The 17,037-nt window shown below is 64.6% G+C and carries 11 protein-coding genes; 6 read left to right on the forward strand and 5 right to left on the reverse strand.

What is annotated here, in order from left to right:
- Positions 1–206 precede the first annotated feature (206 nt).
- A complete protein-coding gene (locus tag L7H23_RS18020) occupies positions 207–1,625 on the forward strand; it encodes a hypothetical protein (protein ID WP_237837242.1) in 1,419 nt (472 codons plus the stop codon).
- A gap of 22 nt (positions 1,626–1,647) precedes the next feature.
- Here L7H23_RS18020 and L7H23_RS18025 read toward each other — a convergent pair whose 3' ends face one another.
- Positions 1,648–2,562 carry a LysR substrate-binding domain-containing protein gene (locus L7H23_RS18025; RefSeq protein WP_237837243.1) on the reverse strand — a complete coding sequence of 305 codons (915 nt, stop codon included), beginning with the start codon at positions 2,560–2,562 and terminating at the stop codon, positions 1,648–1,650.
- A 108-nt stretch (positions 2,563–2,670) separates the two neighbouring features.
- On the opposite strand from L7H23_RS18025, the gene L7H23_RS18030 reads away from it, so the two are divergent.
- Both L7H23_RS18030 and L7H23_RS18035 read left to right on the forward strand, forming a co-directional pair.
- Positions 2,671–3,435: a phytanoyl-CoA dioxygenase family protein gene (locus tag L7H23_RS18030; protein WP_237837244.1), complete on the forward strand. Its 765-nt coding sequence runs from the start codon at positions 2,671–2,673 to the stop codon at positions 3,433–3,435.
- A 10-nt stretch (positions 3,436–3,445) separates the two neighbouring features.
- Positions 3,446–4,060, forward strand: coding sequence for an NAD(P)H-dependent oxidoreductase (locus L7H23_RS18035; protein ID WP_237837245.1), 615 nt, complete (start codon positions 3,446–3,448; stop codon positions 4,058–4,060).
- On the opposite strand, the gene L7H23_RS18040 is transcribed toward L7H23_RS18035, so the two are convergent.
- The 4 genes from L7H23_RS18040 to L7H23_RS18055 form a co-directional block, all read right to left on the reverse strand.
- On the reverse strand, positions 4,057–5,595 hold the full coding sequence (locus L7H23_RS18040; protein ID WP_237837246.1) for a long-chain fatty acid--CoA ligase: 1,539 nt from the start codon (positions 5,593–5,595) through the stop codon (positions 4,057–4,059). The genes L7H23_RS18035 and L7H23_RS18040 overlap by 4 nt on opposite strands.
- A complete protein-coding gene (locus L7H23_RS18045; protein ID WP_237837247.1) occupies positions 5,595–6,716 on the reverse strand; it encodes a DUF5938 domain-containing protein in 1,122 nt (373 codons plus the stop codon). The genes L7H23_RS18040 and L7H23_RS18045 overlap by 1 nt, the downstream gene beginning before the upstream one ends.
- Before the next feature lie 31 nt (positions 6,717–6,747).
- On the reverse strand, positions 6,748–7,518 hold the full coding sequence (locus L7H23_RS18050; protein ID WP_237837248.1) for a glucose 1-dehydrogenase: 771 nt from the start codon (positions 7,516–7,518) through the stop codon (positions 6,748–6,750).
- An 80-nt stretch (positions 7,519–7,598) separates the two neighbouring features.
- Positions 7,599–10,184, reverse strand: coding sequence for a TonB-dependent receptor (locus L7H23_RS18055; RefSeq protein ID WP_237837249.1), 2,586 nt, complete (start codon positions 10,182–10,184; stop codon positions 7,599–7,601).
- Between the two features lie 183 nt (positions 10,185–10,367).
- On the opposite strand from L7H23_RS18055, the gene L7H23_RS18060 reads away from it, so the two are divergent.
- From L7H23_RS18060 to L7H23_RS18070, 3 genes are all read left to right on the forward strand, one after another.
- Entirely contained in the window at positions 10,368–12,932 is a 2,565-nt protein-coding gene (locus L7H23_RS18060) for a LuxR C-terminal-related transcriptional regulator (protein WP_237837250.1), read from the forward strand.
- Between the two features lie 605 nt (positions 12,933–13,537).
- Positions 13,538–15,934: a TonB-dependent receptor gene (locus tag L7H23_RS18065; protein ID WP_237837251.1), complete on the forward strand. Its 2,397-nt coding sequence runs from the start codon at positions 13,538–13,540 to the stop codon at positions 15,932–15,934.
- Positions 15,935–16,036: 102 nt separating this feature from the next.
- Positions 16,037–16,990, forward strand: a complete 954-nt coding sequence (locus L7H23_RS18070) for a TauD/TfdA family dioxygenase (RefSeq protein ID WP_237837252.1) — start codon at positions 16,037–16,039, stop codon at positions 16,988–16,990.
- Positions 16,991–17,037: the final 47 nt, after the last annotated feature.

The following is a 17,037-nucleotide window of genomic DNA, read 5'->3' on the forward strand; positions in this document are numbered from 1 at the left end:
AAATCGGCCGAGAATCATCCGGTCGGCTGAAGGGCCAACCCGCCACGCATAGGGATGCGCGCCAAAATCATATCAGTCCAATCGAGAAAAGTCGGCATAGTATGTCCAAATACTATGGCTTGATCAGGTGCAGCGCAAAGGGTCGGCGGTCGTCGGGGCATTTACGGCCGATTGCATCGGTCTCACCGGCGGATTACCCAACGCGCATGGGCCTTTTCAATCTCTTCCGCCGCAAGAAGGGCAAATCGCGCAGCGCCGACCGCGTGCAGATGAGCCGCATCGACTATCTGCTCGAGCTGAGGCACACGCATCTGGAAGCGCCGAACGAAGGCTATGACGGCGGCAATTTCCTCCAGCTCGTCGAAAAGCAATTGCGCGAAGGCCACACCGACCGAGCGATATGGAATATATCGAGCCAGGTGCGCGAATGTTTCGAGATCGCCAATCTCTATTGGGGACAGGGCGATGTCGCGCGCGCCGGGCCCTATCTCCACCAGACGTTGGAACGGCATAAGCGGCTGGTCGACGCCTGCGCCGAATATGGCCTGCCGCGGCCTTCCTATCCGGGGATCGAATGTGCCAAATGTGCGGCCATCCTGCTCGGTGTCGAGGCCCCGGACCTCGTGCGCGACGAGGCGTTCGAGCATTGCTACGAACCATGGTTCAAGGATGCGTTGCTCAGCTACTGTCTCGGCACGCGGGATTTCGATCCGGTGGCCTGGCAGGCCGCAGCAGATGCCTGGACCCGAAAGCGGCATCCCAAATACAGGCTCGACGAATTCTCCTTCTATGTGAAGGCGCTGACCGGCGGCTTCGAATCGACCGACGCGATGTTTGCCGCGCACGAAAAACTGGTCGCCGGGCGGGCGAGGCGGAGCCCCGCATCGGGGCTGCTCGACGGCTATGACGACAATGAATTGATCATCGACTATATCTTCGCGGCGGTGCTCAAGCGGATCGGCTGGGAGGGGAGCTACCGGCATAGCTGGCCCCACACCGACGTGGTCGGTTCCGTGCCCCAGACCACGAAGCAGCCTGATAATTATCTTCGGGTCATGACCGCGTCGGCGCCCGCGGTCGAAGCCGCCACCCGCATCATTGACGATGTGCAGGAGGCCCGGCGCTATATCGATCGCCATGTTCCGGATCAGACCGACTATGACGATGAGCCCTTTTCGGCGGACCGCTCCGCCCGCGAACGCACCAAGGTGGCCGGGGCGCTGACGGCGCTCGGGTGGACGGACGACGCGGCAAGCCTCGATCTGATGCAGCGCTATCGCGTCGACCGCATCCTCAACGACCGCACGTCGATTTGCCTATGTGACCCTGTGAACGGCGCATCGGTCAAACTCGCCGACTGGACGCAGCTCTTCGTCGACGATTTCGGCATGCATCCCGATTTCATCGCCATCGCCGGCAGCGAGGAGCCGACCGACTATCTGGACCCGCAGGGAAGCTGGTATGTCCGGTGGAAGCAGGATGGCCGCATCTATGCGGTCGAGCGCGACGAGTGGGGTGATCCCGACGTCGCCACCGCCAGCGCGCGGCCGGGCCTCAACCTCTGGCCGTCCTACACCAGCTTCGTCGCCTGGTGGGTCTCGGAGCATATGCGCAGCAAGGGCTGACGCATCGGCCGTCCGTTCTGGGTTATCGCGACGAAACCACCCGCTTCACATGCGCCAGACACGCCTCGGTCTCGCGCGCCACATCGGCGTTCAACCACGCGACGATCTCCGGCGTCGGGCCGATATCGGGCTCCAGCAGCGCGAAGTCGAGGTAGACCGGCGGCGCGATCGGGCGAATCGCGACGTTCAGCCGGTGGAACAGCGGCGCGCTGAACGGCTCGGCGATCGACACGCCGAGCCCCGCCTCGACGAACGCGTACAGGATTTGCGAGTGCTGCGTCTCCAGCCGCCGTGACACCGGGATGCCCGACTTCTCCAAGGCAGCGTCAATGCCGTTCCACAGCGCGTCAGCCTCGTGCATCGGTCCGATGAATTCCTCGCCCGCCAGATCTTCGACCGCCAGATGCTCGCGCGCTGCGAGCGGGTGGTTGGCGGGCAGGATGCAGACATATTCGGCGCGGGAGAGGAGGGTCGAGCGGATGCCTTCGCGACCCTGCGCATCGACTCCGATCCCCAGATCGGCCTGCCCCAGGAACACGCGCTCCTCGATCGCGCGCTGACCCAGCGACTCCACCGTGATCTTGATGTCGGGATAGAGGATGCGGAAGCGCGCGATCACCGCGGGCAGGATCGCCATCGCGATCGCCGCCAGCGCCGCGATCCGCACCGTGCCGACCGGATGCGCGCGGATACGCCGCGCCGCCTGGTCGAGCAGGTCGAGACCTGCATAGCTCCGCCGCACCGCCTCATACAGCGCCTGCGCCTGCGCGGTCGGGTGCACGCGCGCGCCGCGCCGGTCGAACAGGCGAAAGCCCACCGCACGCTCCATGTCGGCGATCAGCCGGCTCACCGACGGCTGGCTGATGTTGAGCATCGACGCGGCGGCGGTGATGCCCCCGCTCATCATGACGGCGCGAAACGCCTCGACCTGTCTCATTCGCATAGGCCATAGTATAGACGTATGACCGAAGGATGCAATTCGATTGGATGCAATGGGTGGTTCGGGAGTATCGAGTCGGCATTGGATAAATCCGGGAGAGACGAAATGGATTATTCGGCGCAGCGCGAACAATTCGCGACCGAGGGCTATGCCGTGTTCGAACGCATCCTCGAAGGCCCGCTGCTTGATCTGCTGCGCGAGGAATGCGGCCGCGTGATCGAGCGCGAGGACGCCCGCCTCGACGGCCTCGGCGTCGAGGTCGACGGCATCAGCCACAAGGGCAAGCGCTACTTCGCCGGCGAATGCCAGCGCAAGCAGCCCGACCTCCGCAACATGTTGTTCAGCGAGACGATGGCCGATGTCTGCCGTGCGACGCTCGGCGACGACGCCTATTTCTTCTACGACCAATATGTCGTGAAGGGCGCCAGCGAAGGCATGCCGTTCAGCTGGCACCAGGACTCGGGCTATGTCGTCGGCAATGGCGGCCCCGCCGATCACAAGCCGTACCTCACCTGCTGGTGCACGCTCGATGACACGACGGTCGCCAACGGCACCGTCCGCATCATGCCCTTCTCGCAGGCGCCCGAAACGCGCGAGGGCATCGTTCCACATATCCGCCAGCCGGGCAGCAACGACCTCGTCGGCTATACCGGCGACAATGAGGGCGTGACGCTCGAGGTTCCCGCGGGCAGCATCGTTGCCTTCTCCAGCCTCGCGCTCCACGCGACCGGATCGAATTCGACCCCGAACATGCGCCGCGTCTATCTGGCGCAATATTCGCCCGAACCGATCCTCAATCCGGGCACCAACCATCTCCGCCGCAACGCGATCGCCTTCCTGCGCGGCGGCAGTCAGGTCACCTTCAACTAAGGAGGATGTGATGATCGATCGCCCCGTTTCTGCGCACCGTCCGCGCATCGTCGCGCTGGGCGGCAACGCCACCGCCGGCGGATCGGCCGAGCGCCTGCTTCGCCACGCGCTCGCACGCTGCGAGGCCGAAGGCGCGGAGACGTCGCTGTTCGCGGGCGATGCGATCGACCTGCCGCTTTATGCGCCGCACCGCGCCGATCGTTGCGACAAGGCGCAGGCGCTGACCGAAGCGCTGCGCGATGCCGACGGGATCATCGTTGCATCGCCCGCCTATCACGGCACCGTGTCGGGGGTGGTCAAGAATGCGCTCGACTATGCGCAGGATCTTGTGTCCGACACGCAGCCCTATTTCGACGGCCGCGCCGTCGGGCTGGTTGCGGTTGCGGGGGGCTGGCAGGCGGCAGGAAGCACGCTCGCGACGCTGCGCTCGATCACCCACGCGCTGCGCGGCTGGCCGACCCCGATGGCGGTGACCGCGAACAGCAGCCAGCCGCTCTTCGATCCCGACGGGCTGCTCACCGACGATGGCATCGCGATGCAGCTCGACATCATGACCAGCCAGGTGATGATGTTCGCGCGAATGAAGGCCGGATACGCCGCGGCGCGTGCCGCCGAGACGGTCTAGGCCGCGCCCAGCTTCGACGCGCGGATATCCTTCTTCAGCACCTTGCCGACCTTCGAGCGCGGCAGATCGTCCCAGATTTCGAGTTCCTTCGGCGCCTTCACACTGCCGATCGCCGCCTTGACGTACGCGATGATGTCGTCGGCGTTGGCGCTCTGCCCGGCGCGAAGCTGGACGACGGCACAGACGCGCTCGCCCCATTTGTCGTCGGGAAGTCCGAACACCGCGCCGTCCTGTACCGCAGGATGCGACAGCAGCGCCGCCTCGACCTCGGCCGAATAGACGTTGAAGCCGCCGGTGATGATCATGTCCTTCGCGCGGTCGACGATGAACAGGAAATTGTCGGCGTCGAGATAGCCGATGTCGCCGGTGCGGTGCCAGCCATTCAGCGTCGCTTCGGCGGTCGCAGCGGGATTCTTGTAATAGCCATCCATCACCAGCGATCCGCGCACGACAATCTCGCCGCGTTCGCCCTGCGGCAGTTCGTTGCCGTCGGTATCGACGATCGCGACGCGAACGAGCGGTCCCGGCTTGCCCGCCGACGACAGGCGATGCCGCGCGACCGATCCGTCGGGATTGAGGTGATCCTTCGGCGCCATCATCGAGATCATCATCGGCGCTTCGGTCTGGCCGAAAAGCTGCGCCATGACCGGGCCGAGCTTGTCGATCGCCTCCTCCAGCCGCGCGGGCGAGATCGGCGCGGCGCCGTACCAGAAGCACTGCATCGCCGAGAGGTCTGTCGCGGGAAGCGCAGGATGATCGAGCAGCATGTAGATGAGCGTCGGCGGCAGGAAGGTGTGCGTCGCGCGGTGGTGCGAGGCGAGCGCCAGAAACTCGCCGATATCGGGATAGGGCATGATCACGATCTCGCCGCCGTGCGCCATGATAGGGAAGGCGAGCACGCCCGCCGCATGCGTCAGCGGCGCCATCGCCAGATAGACCGGACGCCCGTCGAACGGGTAGCCCATCAGCGTCAGTGCGGTCATCGCCTCGAGATTGCGATTTGTCAGCATCACGCCCTTGGGGTGCCCCGTCGTGCCGCCGGTCCCGGGGATCATCGCGAGGTCGCTGACGGGTGCCGCGATGAAGGGGGTTTCGTCATCGGCACCCGCCAGCCACTGGTCGAGCGACGGCGCGAACGGCTGCTCGGCATCGAGGCAGACGAGCTGCTCGAGCTTGGGCAACTGCTCGCGCAATTGGTCGACCAGTTCCGCGAATTTCGAATGAAAGAAGAGCGCGGCGCAGTCGAAGTTGTCGAGAATATACGCATTCTCGGCGGCTTCGTTGCGCGGGTTGATCGGGCACCACACCGCGCCGGCGCGCGATATGGCGAAGACGATGGCAAAAGCGACGGGGTCATTGCCCGAAAGGATCGCGACATGCTTGCCCGGCGTGATCCCCGCGGCGCCCAAGCCCCGCGCGACGCGATGCGTGAGCCGCTGGACCTCCCCATACGACAGACTCTTGCCGGCCATCGTCAGGCAGGGGGCATCGGCGCCCAGCGACGCCCCCTTGTCGAGCCAGTCGACGAGCCGCATCAGTCTTGAACCGTGACGATCGGCTTCAGCACCAGTCCGAACTGGCGCAGCGTACCCAGGATCTCGCGATGCCCGAACGCCTGGCACGCCGAGGCGAAGCCGGTCCGGCGTGGTGCCTGTTGCAGCAGGTTTGCGGCGCACCACGCCTGCATCAGGCCGGTCTGCTTGTAGTTGCAATTGCCGTGGATCAGCACATGCGCGCGACCGAGCGGTCCGGAGGCGTGAACCGAATCGATGCTGGTATTGAGCCGCGGATTTTCGCGCGGCGGCATGTCGCCTTGAACCGACTCCGCCATTTTCGACAGCGCGGCCTCCTGTTCGGCGAAGGGCAGGGGTTTGATGTCGGTATCGATCATCTTCGTCATCTCGACCACATTGTCCATGACTTCGCGTGCGAATACGCCGCCATAGACCTTGACCGTCGACACGCGCGGGTCGTCCTTGAACCAGAGCGGGTGCGAAGTGCCGCCCCACGGCAAGGTCAGCGCGGTCGCATGTTGGCCGGGGACATTGCATTCGGTTTTCGTCAGCGTCGGCCACTGAACATATTTATTATTTTCAAGATAGTACCAGTCGGCCTTCAGGATGGTGAAGATCGTCTGGACCGAAGCATAGGTCGGGAAACCCTTCCACAGCACGAGCATGTCGAGGGTGTCGAGCCCGGGCACTGCTTCGAGTGCGATGTTCGCTGCAATCTCGCCGGTCGTGTACATATGCGCGACACACGGCGAGAGCAGCAGGCCCTTCTTCGCGAAGCCTTCACCCCACTTCTCCTGCGCCAGCATCATCCAGTCCTGTTCGCCGGTCGTGTCGAGATAATGCACGCCCGCAGCAAGGCATGCCTCGACGGTCTCGGGGCCATATTTGATGAACGGGCCGACCATGTTGCAGACGACTTTCGCGCCCTTGAACAGCTTGGTGAGCGCCTCGACGCTATGTTCGACCTCGGCGACCTCATAGTCGGCGGTCTCGATGCCGGGGACCTTGTCCATCACCTCCTGCACTCGCTTTGCGTCGCGGCCCGCAGCGATGAAGGGAATGCCTAGTTCGCGCAGATATTCGCAGACGAGGCGGCCGGTGTAGCCTGAGGCGCCATAGACGATGACCGGTTTCTTGCTCATGAAATGTCGTCCTGTTCTGAAGGGTTTCGGGTCAGACCGCGGTGTAGCCGCCGTCGACGATCAACTCGCTGCCGCATATGTAGGCGGCGTCGTCGCTGGCGAGGAAAAGGAGCGGACGCGCAATCTCGCGCGTCGTCGCCATCCGGCCGAGCGGAATCGCGCCGACGGTAGCGGTGGCAAAATCGGCAGCCGCCTCGCCCAGACTGCCGACAGCATCGGCGACCAGCTTGGTCTCGCAATAGCCGGGATGGAGCGAGTTGATCCGCACGGGCCAGCCCTTGCGAGCACAATCGACCGCGACCGCCTTGGTCAGCATCGCAACGCCGGCCTTGCTGGCGTTGTAGGCGGGGAAGAGCGGTTCGGCGACGTTCGCCGCGATCGAGGCGACGTTGACGATCACGCCGCCCTTGTCCTGCATCGCCGCAATCCCGGCGCGGACACCGAGGAAGACGCTTTCCAGATTGACCGCCATCAGGCGCTGCCATTCGGCGAGACCGGTATCGACGACGGATTTCAGAAAGCCCATGCCGGCGTTGTTGACGAGAATGTCGAGCTTGCCTTCGCGGGCGACGATCTCGTCGATCAGCGCCTTCCATGCCGCCTCGTCGGCAACGTCCTGCCGCCGTGCTTCTGCTTTTCCGCCCTCGGCGCGGATCGCTGCGGCGGCTGCCTCGGCTTCTTCCAGATCGATGTCGGTGATCGTGACCGACGCACCCTCTCGGGCGAATTCCTGGGCGGCGGCGAGACCGATACCGCGCGCGGCGCCGGTGATCAGCACGCTCTTGCCGGTGAAACGCATCATGGGATGCTCCTTGTAAGGCTATATTTTCGAGCGGGTCGGGGGCGGCGGGCAAGGGAGGGGACGCCGCCCCCTTGGGGTGATCAGAACTTGGCGGTCACCTCGACGCCATAGGTGCGCGGCGTGCCGCGGTTCAGATAATCGAGGCCGAAGATGTCGATGTTGAGCCCGTAGCTGTAGTAATATTTGTTGGTCAGATTCTTGACCCACAGGCTTGCGGCGTAGTTGCCGTGCTCGAAGGTCAGGCGGCTGTTGACGAGCCAGTATCCGGGATTTCCGCAGGTGATTGCCGGCCCCGCGGGGCGGACGTTGCCGGGCGCGCCGGCGCGGTCGCACGGGGTCTGGCCATAGTCGCCGAACGGGTCGAAATAATATTTGCCCGTGTAGGCGGCGTCGCCGCGCAGCGTCAGCTTGTTGTCGCCGCTGTTGAAGACGTCCCAGTCGAACCCGGCCGAGAAGGTCGTGCGCGGCGCGTTCGGGAAGGGGTTGCCATTGACGTTGCGCGTCGGGCTCGACGGATCGGTCGGGTCGATCACATTGCCCTTATATTTGCTGCGCAGCAGGCTCATCGAGGCATCGAGGCGCAGGCTGTCGGCCGCCTGGATCGTCAGCTCGGCTTCGCCGCCATAGAGACGGCCGTTGGCGCTGCGGGTGAAGGTCGTTGCGCCGATAACCTGCGTGACCTGATGGTTCTTGTAGTCGTAATAGAAGGTCGCGAGGTTGAGCTGCACGCGCCGGTCGAAGAAGCGCATCTTCAGCCCGCCTTCATACGCGTTGATCTGTTCGGGTTGGATATAATAGACCTGATTGGTCCCCTGATAGGCAAGGCCGTTGAAGCTGCCGCTGCGATAGCCGCGGCTGTAGTTCAGATACGCCATCATATCGTCGGCGAAGTCGTAGCTGAGGTTGACGCGTCCGGTCAGGCGGTTCGCCTTTTCCTTCTGCTCGAGCGCCGGGGCGCTTGCGTCATAGGGGAAGGTGTAGGGGATGGTGCTGGCACGGATCGTTCCGCCGAGGTCATAGAGCACCGTCCGGCCGTTCAGATATTTGACCTTGTCCATCGTATAGCGAAGGCCGACGCTGAGTGTCAGCGCGTCGGTGATGTCATAGCTGCCGTCGAAATAGATCGCCGCTGACGGACGCTTGATCGTGTATTTCTGTTCGCCGCTGATCGGACCGAAGGGCGGGGCGCCGGCCGCACGGCAAGCCGCCGAGATGGCGCCGCCGAAGCCGCCACCGCCCGAATTGTTGACCTGAATGTCGGTCAGCAACGCGATCAGCGAGCGGGCATCGAGGAAGCCGTTAGGGTTGCCCGTGGGCACCGCCGAGCAATTCGCCGGATTGGTCGGATCGAGCGCCGGGTTGACCGCGAAAGCCGGAACGAACGCTGCCGCCTGCGGCGCCGACACCGGTGCGTTGAAGAAGCTGCTTGGAGCGCCCGCACCCAGCAGGATCGGTTTCAGCACGCCGAAGAAGTCGATCTCGTTGCGCGTGTCGATCTTGTCGACACCATAATAGAGGCCCGCGACGAGATTGAGCCGGTCGCCCTTGTAGTTCAGGCGCAGGTCCTGGTTGAAATTCTTACTGACCGAATTGTAGCGCAGCGCGCAGACGCTGTTCGGTGAGCCGTCGCAGTCGAAGGGCGAATTGCGATACTTGCCGGTGTCATAGCCGGTGATCGACGTCAGCGAGAGGGTGTCGCTGAGATCCACGGCGATATTGAGCGCCAGACCGTTCGACGAGGTGAAATAGCGACCGCCCGTATCGGCGGCGACCTCGTTCTTGTTCAGCGCGCGGCCCCCATTTTGTGCCGGATCGAAGCGCGAATACCCCAGAACGTCGCGCCCGTCGGCCAGCTGGCCGAGCGCATAGGGGTTCGGCGCCAGCGGATTGTCGCGTGCGAAATAGCCCTTCAGGTTGATGTCGACCGTATCCGACGGCTTCCAGCGTAGCGATACGCGGCCCGCGACGGAATTGGTCGTGCCGACGTGGCGATCCTGCACCGGGTTATACTGCCAGCCGTCACCCTTCGCGAAGGTACCTGCAAAGCGGATGCCGAGCTTGTCGGGGATGATCGTCGCCTCAAGTGCGCCCTCGGCGGTCTTGGTGTCGTAATTGCCATAGCCGAGCGTAATCGTGCCGGTGCTCGCCCCGAGCTGGGGCTTGTTGCTGAAGAAGCTGATCGCGCCGCCGGTGGTGTTGCGGCCATAGAGCGTGCCCTGCGGCCCACGCAGCACTTCGACGCGTTCGAGGTCATAGAGCTGCTGGCCATGACTGGCGCGGAAGCTCTGATAGACTTCGTCGACGTAGACGCCGACCGGAGACGCCGTCGAAGCCGAGAATTCGTTCGCGACCGATACGCCGCGCAGTGAGAAGTTCGGCTGGGTGCGGCCATAGGGCGTGGTGATCTGGAGACTGGGGACGAAGCCCTGCAGGTCCGACGTTTCGCTGATCCCGCGCGATTCCAGTTCCTCGCCGGCAAGTGCGGACACTGCGACCGGAACGTCCTGCAGATTCTGTGCGCGCTTTTGCGCGGTGACGACGATTTCGGCGATGCCGCCGCTGGCCGTTTCCTCTGTGGGCGCGGCCTCCTGTGCGAAAGCGGCGCCGCTCCATCCCATCAGCATGGTGGTGGACAGGCAGGTTGCCAGAAAAGCTCGGTTCGTCATGCTTTCTCTCCCACGGCCGGCCCATATCTTTGCGGGGCCTTCGGTAAGAGGAAAGCTATGGCGCACCGGCCTCGCGCGACAGACGAGGTGGCGGGGGGAGCGATGGGGGGGTGAACGGAAGGCCGCTTGCCGCTGCAACCGCAAGGCTATAGCCTTGGCGCATCAAAAAGTGGGGGGCAGCGAATGACCGTCCAGCCGGGATCGAGGATCGAAGCGAAGCCGCATCTGCGTGCGGTACCGCCGGATGGCGTGGTTGCGCCCGTCCGTTCGCAATCGACGCCGCCGCGGTTCCCGCCCGATCTTGTCGGGCTCGATTCCGCCCTCTGGCTCGAAAAACTGTCCGCTCACGAAATTGCACTCGTCCGCGCGCCGGCGGGCTATGGCAAATCGGCCTGGTGCGCAGCGCTTTTCGCCGAAGCCCGCGTCGCGGGCTGGCAGACCTTCTGGGCCGGCGCCGGTCAGGGCATGGTCAGCGAGATTTGCGATGATGTGCGTCGGGCGTGCGAAGCCGGTCCCGAAGACAGGCCGTGTCTGCTGATCGTCGACGATGCCGATCGTCCGGCCGATGCGCAGGTGATCGCTTCGCTCGACGCGTTGCTGTCCCCGCCGCCGTCACGGTTGCGGCTGGTGCTGGCCGGACGAGGGAGCTTTACCGTCGCGACGGGCGATGCCGCGGGACGAGGCATGGCGCTTGCGGTCGGCGCGCGCGATCTGGCGATTGCAGGCGATGCGGCAGCGAGCATCTCGGGGTGGCCGCGCGGGACCATCGATGCCTTGATGGAGGGCTGGCCTGCCGGGCTTCGTCTGGCGAAGCATGCCGACGGGCCGGACGCGCTGGCGGAGCGGGTTGCCGATTATTTCGGGCCACTGATTGCGGAGCTTTCGCCCGCCGAGCGGACGTTTGTACGGCGCGTCGCGGTTGCGCCGGCGTTCAATGCCGAGCTTGCCCGTCTGCTGAGCGGCGACGAGGGCGCCGACAAGTCCGTGGAAGCCCTGATGACGCGGGGCCTGTTCATGGACCGCGCCGGGGGACAGGCGGGAGGGCGGGCCGGCTGGTTCCGGCTGCATCCCGCTTTCCGGATGGCGCTGCTGCGCGGCCTTGCCGACGCCGAGCCGGACGCGCCGAAGCAATTGAGCCGCGCAGCATCGCGATATCTGGCATCGCAGGACATGCCCGCCGAGGCGATCGACCAGGCGATCGCGGGCGGAGATTTCGATGCGGCGGCAACGCTCGTCGGGGTGATCGCACTTTCGATGATCGAACGCGGCGAGCTGGCGCCGCTGGCGGCCTGGCTCGACGCGTTGCCGCCCGATCTCGTCGCCCGCTCACCGGGGCTTCCGGCGGCGCGCGCCTGGCTGGATGTGCTCGCAGCGCGACGGGATAGCGCGGACGCGCTGGCCGCACTCGCCGCGAGCGGCGGCGCCGCCGAGGCGCGGGCGATCGATCTGGTCCACCGCGCTTATTTCGGCGACGATTTCACCGGTGTGGTCGAAAGCTGCGACCAGATTCTCGCTGCACCCGACGGCCTTTCCGATCTGGCCGTTGCAATGGTTCGTGCGATGCTCGCGCAGGGTGCGCTCAAGCGCGGCCTCTTCGGACTTGTGCACGAGGTGGTGCGTCCGTTGCGCCTGCAGGACAGGCGACGGCCGCTCGACCTGCCGCTTGCGCTCGCGATCTGCACCCGTGCCGCGCTAGCGCGCGCGCAGGGGCAATTGGCCGAGGCCGAACGCATTTTGCGCGACGGGGGTCCGGTGTGCACCGGGACGCTGGCGGCTGCTCTGATCGACGCGGCGCTTGCGCGCTGCTGCTACGAGCGCGACGATCTGGTCGCCGCTGCCGAACTGGCGGAACGGGCGCTGGCGCCGATCGAGGCGAGCCCGTTCCAGGACGCGCTCGTCTCCTGCTATCTCGTCGCCATTCGCGTTGCAGCCGGGACCGGGCTGCCCGGAAAGGCCGCTTCGCTGGTTGATCGCGCCGAGCTTGTCGCTTTCGAACGCGGGTGGATGCCGCTCAAGGCGATGTGCATTGTCGAGCGTGCGCGGCTGCGCTTGCCGCCGACAATCGATGCGGAGGCGGTGCTCTCGACCGGCGAAGAGGTCGCGGCAGTGCGCGATCCGCTGTCGGTGCAGGCACGCACCTTTGCCTTGCTGGCCGAAATGCGCGCCTATGAAGCGATTGCCAACGGCGACCGGCCGCGGCTGACGATGGTTGCAGATCATTTGCTGCTGCTGGCATCCGCCGCCGACGATGCAGAGCTTCGCGCGTCGGCGACATTGTTCAATATCCTGCCCCAGCTCAGCGGGCGTTGCGACAAGATGGTCGAGCTCGAGACCGTTCGCTTCCTCAATCACGCGGCGAGCAGCGGCTTCCTCCGGACGATCGTCGATGTTCTTGACGTCACCGGCGTGCGCGCGGTGCAGAATTTCTGCAGCGAGGCCTATTCGTCGGGCTCCTTTCTCGCCTTGCTGAAGCTCGCCGAGCCCTCGCGGCGGAACCCCGCGCTCGAGGGCGGACCCGGCGCCGCGCCGGGCGAGGCGTTCTCCTTCCTCACCGAACGGGAAATCGAGATACTGAGCGCGCTCAATGCCGGGGAATCGAACAAGGAGATCGCCCGGTCGCTGCAACTCGCGCCCGAGACGGTGAAGTGGCATCTCAAGAACATCATGCGCAAACTCCGCGCGGGAAGCCGCGAAGAGGCGGTCGCCAACGCCGCGACGCTGGGTCTCAAGCTGATCGAGGCACCCTGAGGTTCAACGCTCGGCTCGTCGCCTGATAGATTTTCTTCGTCGCAAATACCGGCTTCGCGGATTGACGAATCCAATATCAATCTTTTAAGTTGAGATTGTCATCCGGAACTGGTCGGAACGGATGACGGGCTCTCCTCCATCGACCCGCGGCTTTTGACCGGGAAGCAGCTTGCTCCGCGTTACCAACGGCTAAAGCGCGTGATGCTCGGGCGACAGCGCCAGGCATTGCGTTCCCCCCAGAAGGGGTATTGCGATGCATATGTGTAGCACCAGTTCCTGATCGAGGCCGATGACGCGCGCCGTGTAGCGGACTGACCGCACACGGGCGCCTTCCACCGGCGCTTCATTCATTCCGGCCCTGCTTTCTCTCGCGAGACGCTTGCGGCCTTGCGTCCGGCGCGTGGGTGCGCCGGCGACAGGTGATTCATGCCTTTGCTGACCCGATCCGACCTGTCGGATCTGGCTCGCTACCCTGCGTCCCTGCGCAGCGCCGCCCGTGCGCTGTGGGGTGCGGAGCTGGCGGCTGCCCGATCCGGCCCGGCGCCCGGCGCCATCGTTCATCACATCAAGAAGGGGGCGGCGCTGCCGCCCGGGGACAAGATATAATGATCAAATTCTCTCGCGAACATCGTCTGAAGCTCTTGTTCGGTGCCGCGTTGCTGGTTCCGGCCTCGCCCGCGCTGGCCGCCGGGGACGACACCGCCGATGCGGTGGCTGACGCCGGCGGCGACTATGACGGCGCCGAAATCATCGTATCGGCGCGTCGGCGTGACGAAAGCGCGCAGGACGTACCGATCGCCCTGTCGGTTGTGGGGGCCGAGACGCTCGAAAAGACCGGAAACTATACGCTCACCCAGATCCAGCAGATCGTCCCCAGCCTGCAGGTGTTCAGCTTCAATCCGCGCAATACCAATATCAACATCCGCGGTCTGGGCAGCAATGTCGCGCTGACCAACGACGGGCTCGAGAACGGCGTCGGCTTCTATATCGACAATGTCTATTACGGCCGCGTCGGGCAGACGCAGTTCGACCTGGTCGACCTGCAGCAGATCGAGGTGCTGCGCGGACCGCAGGGTACGCTGTTCGGCAAGAACACCACGTCGGGCGCTATCAACATCACGTCGCGCAAACCGGGCTTCGATCCCGAATTCTCCGGCGAGGCAAGTGTCGGCGACTATGGCTATTACCAGCTCCGCGCCTCGGCGTCGGGCGGGCTGATCGACGATCTGCTCGCCGTCCGCCTCAGCGGTTCGGTAACCGAACGGCGGGGTTTCCTCTACAATACGACGCAGAACGAGCGCGCGCAGGATTATTCGAACTGGAGCGTGCGCGGGCAATTGCTCTTCACCCCGGGCGCGGACCTCGAGGTCAGGATCATCGGCGACTTCTCGCGGCAGAAGCAGAATCACGTCCTCAACGTCTTCGCGAACTATTTCGGCACCTTCGATAACGGGGCCGCCATTCCCAACAGCTTTGCCGAGCGCGCGGCCCGTTTTCCGGGCTACGTCTTTCCGGCGATCGATCCCTTTGCCCGGAGGGGCGAAGCGAACAGCCACTATCAGTCGAACATGGACGGTTATGGCGTTTCGGGGCAGGTCGACTGGGATATCGGCGCGGCAAAGCTGACATCGATCACCGCCTATCGCTGGTGGGACTGGAACCCTGCGAACGACGGCGATTCGACATCGTTGCCGGTGATCGTCAAGGCGCAGCAGGCGAACCGTCAGCGCCAGTTCAGCCAGGAAATCCGCTTGGCGTCGGACACGGATGGTCCGATCGACTATGTCGTCGGCGCCTATTATTTCTGGCAGATCATCCGCGGCAAGGGCGCCACGGCTTTCGGGTCGGCGGCGGGCCTGTGGAATCGGCCGGCCGCATCGCCATTGCCGCTTGCCGTGTGGGAGGCCGCGCTCAACGGGTTCGAGGCGAATTCCACATCCGATCCGCGCACGCGCAGCTATGCACTCTTCGGTCAGGCGGACTGGAAGATCAACGACCGTCTGACGCTGACCGGCGGCCTTCGTTTCACGCATGAAAAGAAGGACGGATCCTTCAATCAATTCCATGTCGCAGGCGTCGACCTTTCGACCTTGCCGGCCGCAATCGCCACCAACGCAGCGCTGCTGCGAACGCAGTTCAATCCGGTCACCAGCTATTCGACGGGTTTCACCGATAACAGCCTGTCGGGTCTCGCGACGCTGTCGTGGCAGTTCTCGGGCGATGCGCTGGCCTATGCGACCTATTCGCGCGGCAACAAGTCGGGCGGGCTCAATCTCACCAACCTGCCGACGGGCATCGACCCGGATGTCGCGCCCGAAAAGGTCGACAGCTATGAACTCGGCATCAAGTCGCAATGGTTCGGTCGCAAGGTGACACTGAACCTCGCCGGCTATTGGACCGAGATCAGCGACTATCAGACCGCGATCACCGAGCAGGTCCCCAATACCGTCAATGTTCGCCAGTATATCGCGAATATCCCCGGCGTGCGCTCACGCGGCGTCGAGGGCGACCTCAGCTTCGCGCCAACCGAGCGCGCGAGCTTCTATGCCTCCGTCGCCTATGCCGACACGACATACAGCGATTACCCCAATGCTCCGCAGGCACCCGAGCGGCTCAACCTCGGGTCGATCCAGGATCTGACCGGGGCGCAGTTGCCCGGCGTGCCGAAATTCACCTACACCCTTGGCGGCGATCTGTCGGCGCCGCTCGGCAATCTCGGCGGGCGCGATCTGTCGGCCTATCTGCACGCCGACTATTCGCATCGCTCGTCGTTCAACACCTCGTCCAGCAACAGCGCATATGGTGACGTCCCCGCCTATGGGATCGCCAACGCGCGGATCGGTTTCAGGACCGACGACGGACTGCTCGACCTGTCGCTCTGGGCGCGGAACCTGTTCGACAAGGATTATTTCCAGACCCTCTCGCCCGCGGTGACCGGCATCGTCACCGCGCTGATCGGCGAGCCGCGCACCGTCGGCCTGACGCTCAGGACGAAGCTCTGATGCTTGCCGCCGCCTTTCCGAAATTCGCCGACAGCCCGGGCCGGAAGCCGGTTCGTGTTCTCGTCGGATACGCCTGCCGCCCAACCCCCAAAGGAGACTGACATGACGGACCTTCACAACAGCTACGCCAATGCTCGCGACAAGAATATCCCGCTCGAAATAACGCCCGTGACCGGCACGATCGGCGCCATCGTGGGCGGCATCCAGCTGTCCGGCGACCTGCCCGCGCCGGTGGTGCAGGCGATCCAGGCGGCTCTGGTACGGCACAAGGTGCTCTTCTTCCGCGACCAGCAGCATCTGACTGATCAGGATCATGAGGGTTTTGCCGCGCTGCTCGGCGATCCGGTCGCGCATCCGACGGTGCCGGTCGCCGAAGGCTCGCGCTACCTGCTCGAGCTCGACAGCAGGGAAGGCTATGCCGCGTCGAGCTGGCATACCGACGTGACGTTCGTCGATGCCTATCCGAAGGCGTCCATCCTGCGCGCGATCACCATCCCCGAAGCGGGCGGCGACACGCAATGGGCCAATGGAGAAACGGCATACGAAGGGCTGCCGGAGGTGCTGCGCCAGCTCGTCAACAATCTGTGGGCAACGCACACCAATCTCTATGACTATGCGTCGATCCTGCAGTCGGCACCCGATGCCGGAAGCGCCGCGAAGCGGATCAAGGAACATCGCAACGTCTTTGCCTCGACGGTGTACGAGACCGAGCATCCGGTGGTGCGCGTCCATCCGGTGAGCGGACAGCGCAGCCTGTTGCTCCGTCATTTCGTCAAGCAGTTCGTCGGCCTGAACGCGACGGATTCGGCGCGCCTCTTCCAGACGCTGCAGGACCACATCACCAAGCCCGAAAACGTCGTGCGCTGGCGCTGGCGCGAAGGCGACGTCGCGATCTGGGACAATCAGGCGACCCAGCACCGTGCGACCGCCGACTTCGGACTTCAGCGTCGTACGCTGCGTCGCGCGACGATCCACGGGGAAATCCCGGTCGCGATCGACGGCCGCCAGAGCCGCACCGTTCGCAAGGAAAGGGCGGTTCAGTACGAGCCCGCCTGACGAGACAGGCCGGCGCTACCGACTCTCCTCCCTTCCTGTGACTGCGC

It is taken from the genome of Sphingopyxis sp. BSN-002, assembly GCF_022024275.1.
Classification (GTDB): domain Bacteria; phylum Pseudomonadota; class Alphaproteobacteria; order Sphingomonadales; family Sphingomonadaceae; genus Sphingopyxis.

What these genes read in the sequence shown, in the direction of transcription:
- L7H23_RS18020 (WP_237837242.1), top strand. Translation starts at nt 207, where the DNA reads ATGGGCCTTTTCAATCTCTTCCGCCGCAAGAAGGGCAAATCGCGCAGC.
- L7H23_RS18025 (WP_237837243.1), bottom strand. Translation starts at nt 2,562, where the DNA reads ATGAGACAGGTCGAGGCGTTTCGCGCCGTCATGATGAGCGGGGGCATC.
- L7H23_RS18030 (WP_237837244.1), top strand. Translation starts at nt 2,671, where the DNA reads ATGGATTATTCGGCGCAGCGCGAACAATTCGCGACCGAGGGCTATGCC.
- L7H23_RS18035 (WP_237837245.1), top strand. Translation starts at nt 3,446, where the DNA reads ATGATCGATCGCCCCGTTTCTGCGCACCGTCCGCGCATCGTCGCGCTG.
- L7H23_RS18040 (WP_237837246.1), bottom strand. Translation starts at nt 5,595, where the DNA reads ATGCGGCTCGTCGACTGGCTCGACAAGGGGGCGTCGCTGGGCGCCGAT.
- L7H23_RS18045 (WP_237837247.1), bottom strand. Translation starts at nt 6,716, where the DNA reads ATGAGCAAGAAACCGGTCATCGTCTATGGCGCCTCAGGCTACACCGGC.
- L7H23_RS18050 (WP_237837248.1), bottom strand. Translation starts at nt 7,518, where the DNA reads ATGATGCGTTTCACCGGCAAGAGCGTGCTGATCACCGGCGCCGCGCGC.
- L7H23_RS18055 (WP_237837249.1), bottom strand. Translation starts at nt 10,184, where the DNA reads ATGACGAACCGAGCTTTTCTGGCAACCTGCCTGTCCACCACCATGCTG.
- L7H23_RS18060 (WP_237837250.1), top strand. Translation starts at nt 10,368, where the DNA reads ATGACCGTCCAGCCGGGATCGAGGATCGAAGCGAAGCCGCATCTGCGT.
- L7H23_RS18065 (WP_237837251.1), top strand. Translation starts at nt 13,538, where the DNA reads ATGATCAAATTCTCTCGCGAACATCGTCTGAAGCTCTTGTTCGGTGCC.
- L7H23_RS18070 (WP_237837252.1), top strand. Translation starts at nt 16,037, where the DNA reads ATGACGGACCTTCACAACAGCTACGCCAATGCTCGCGACAAGAATATC.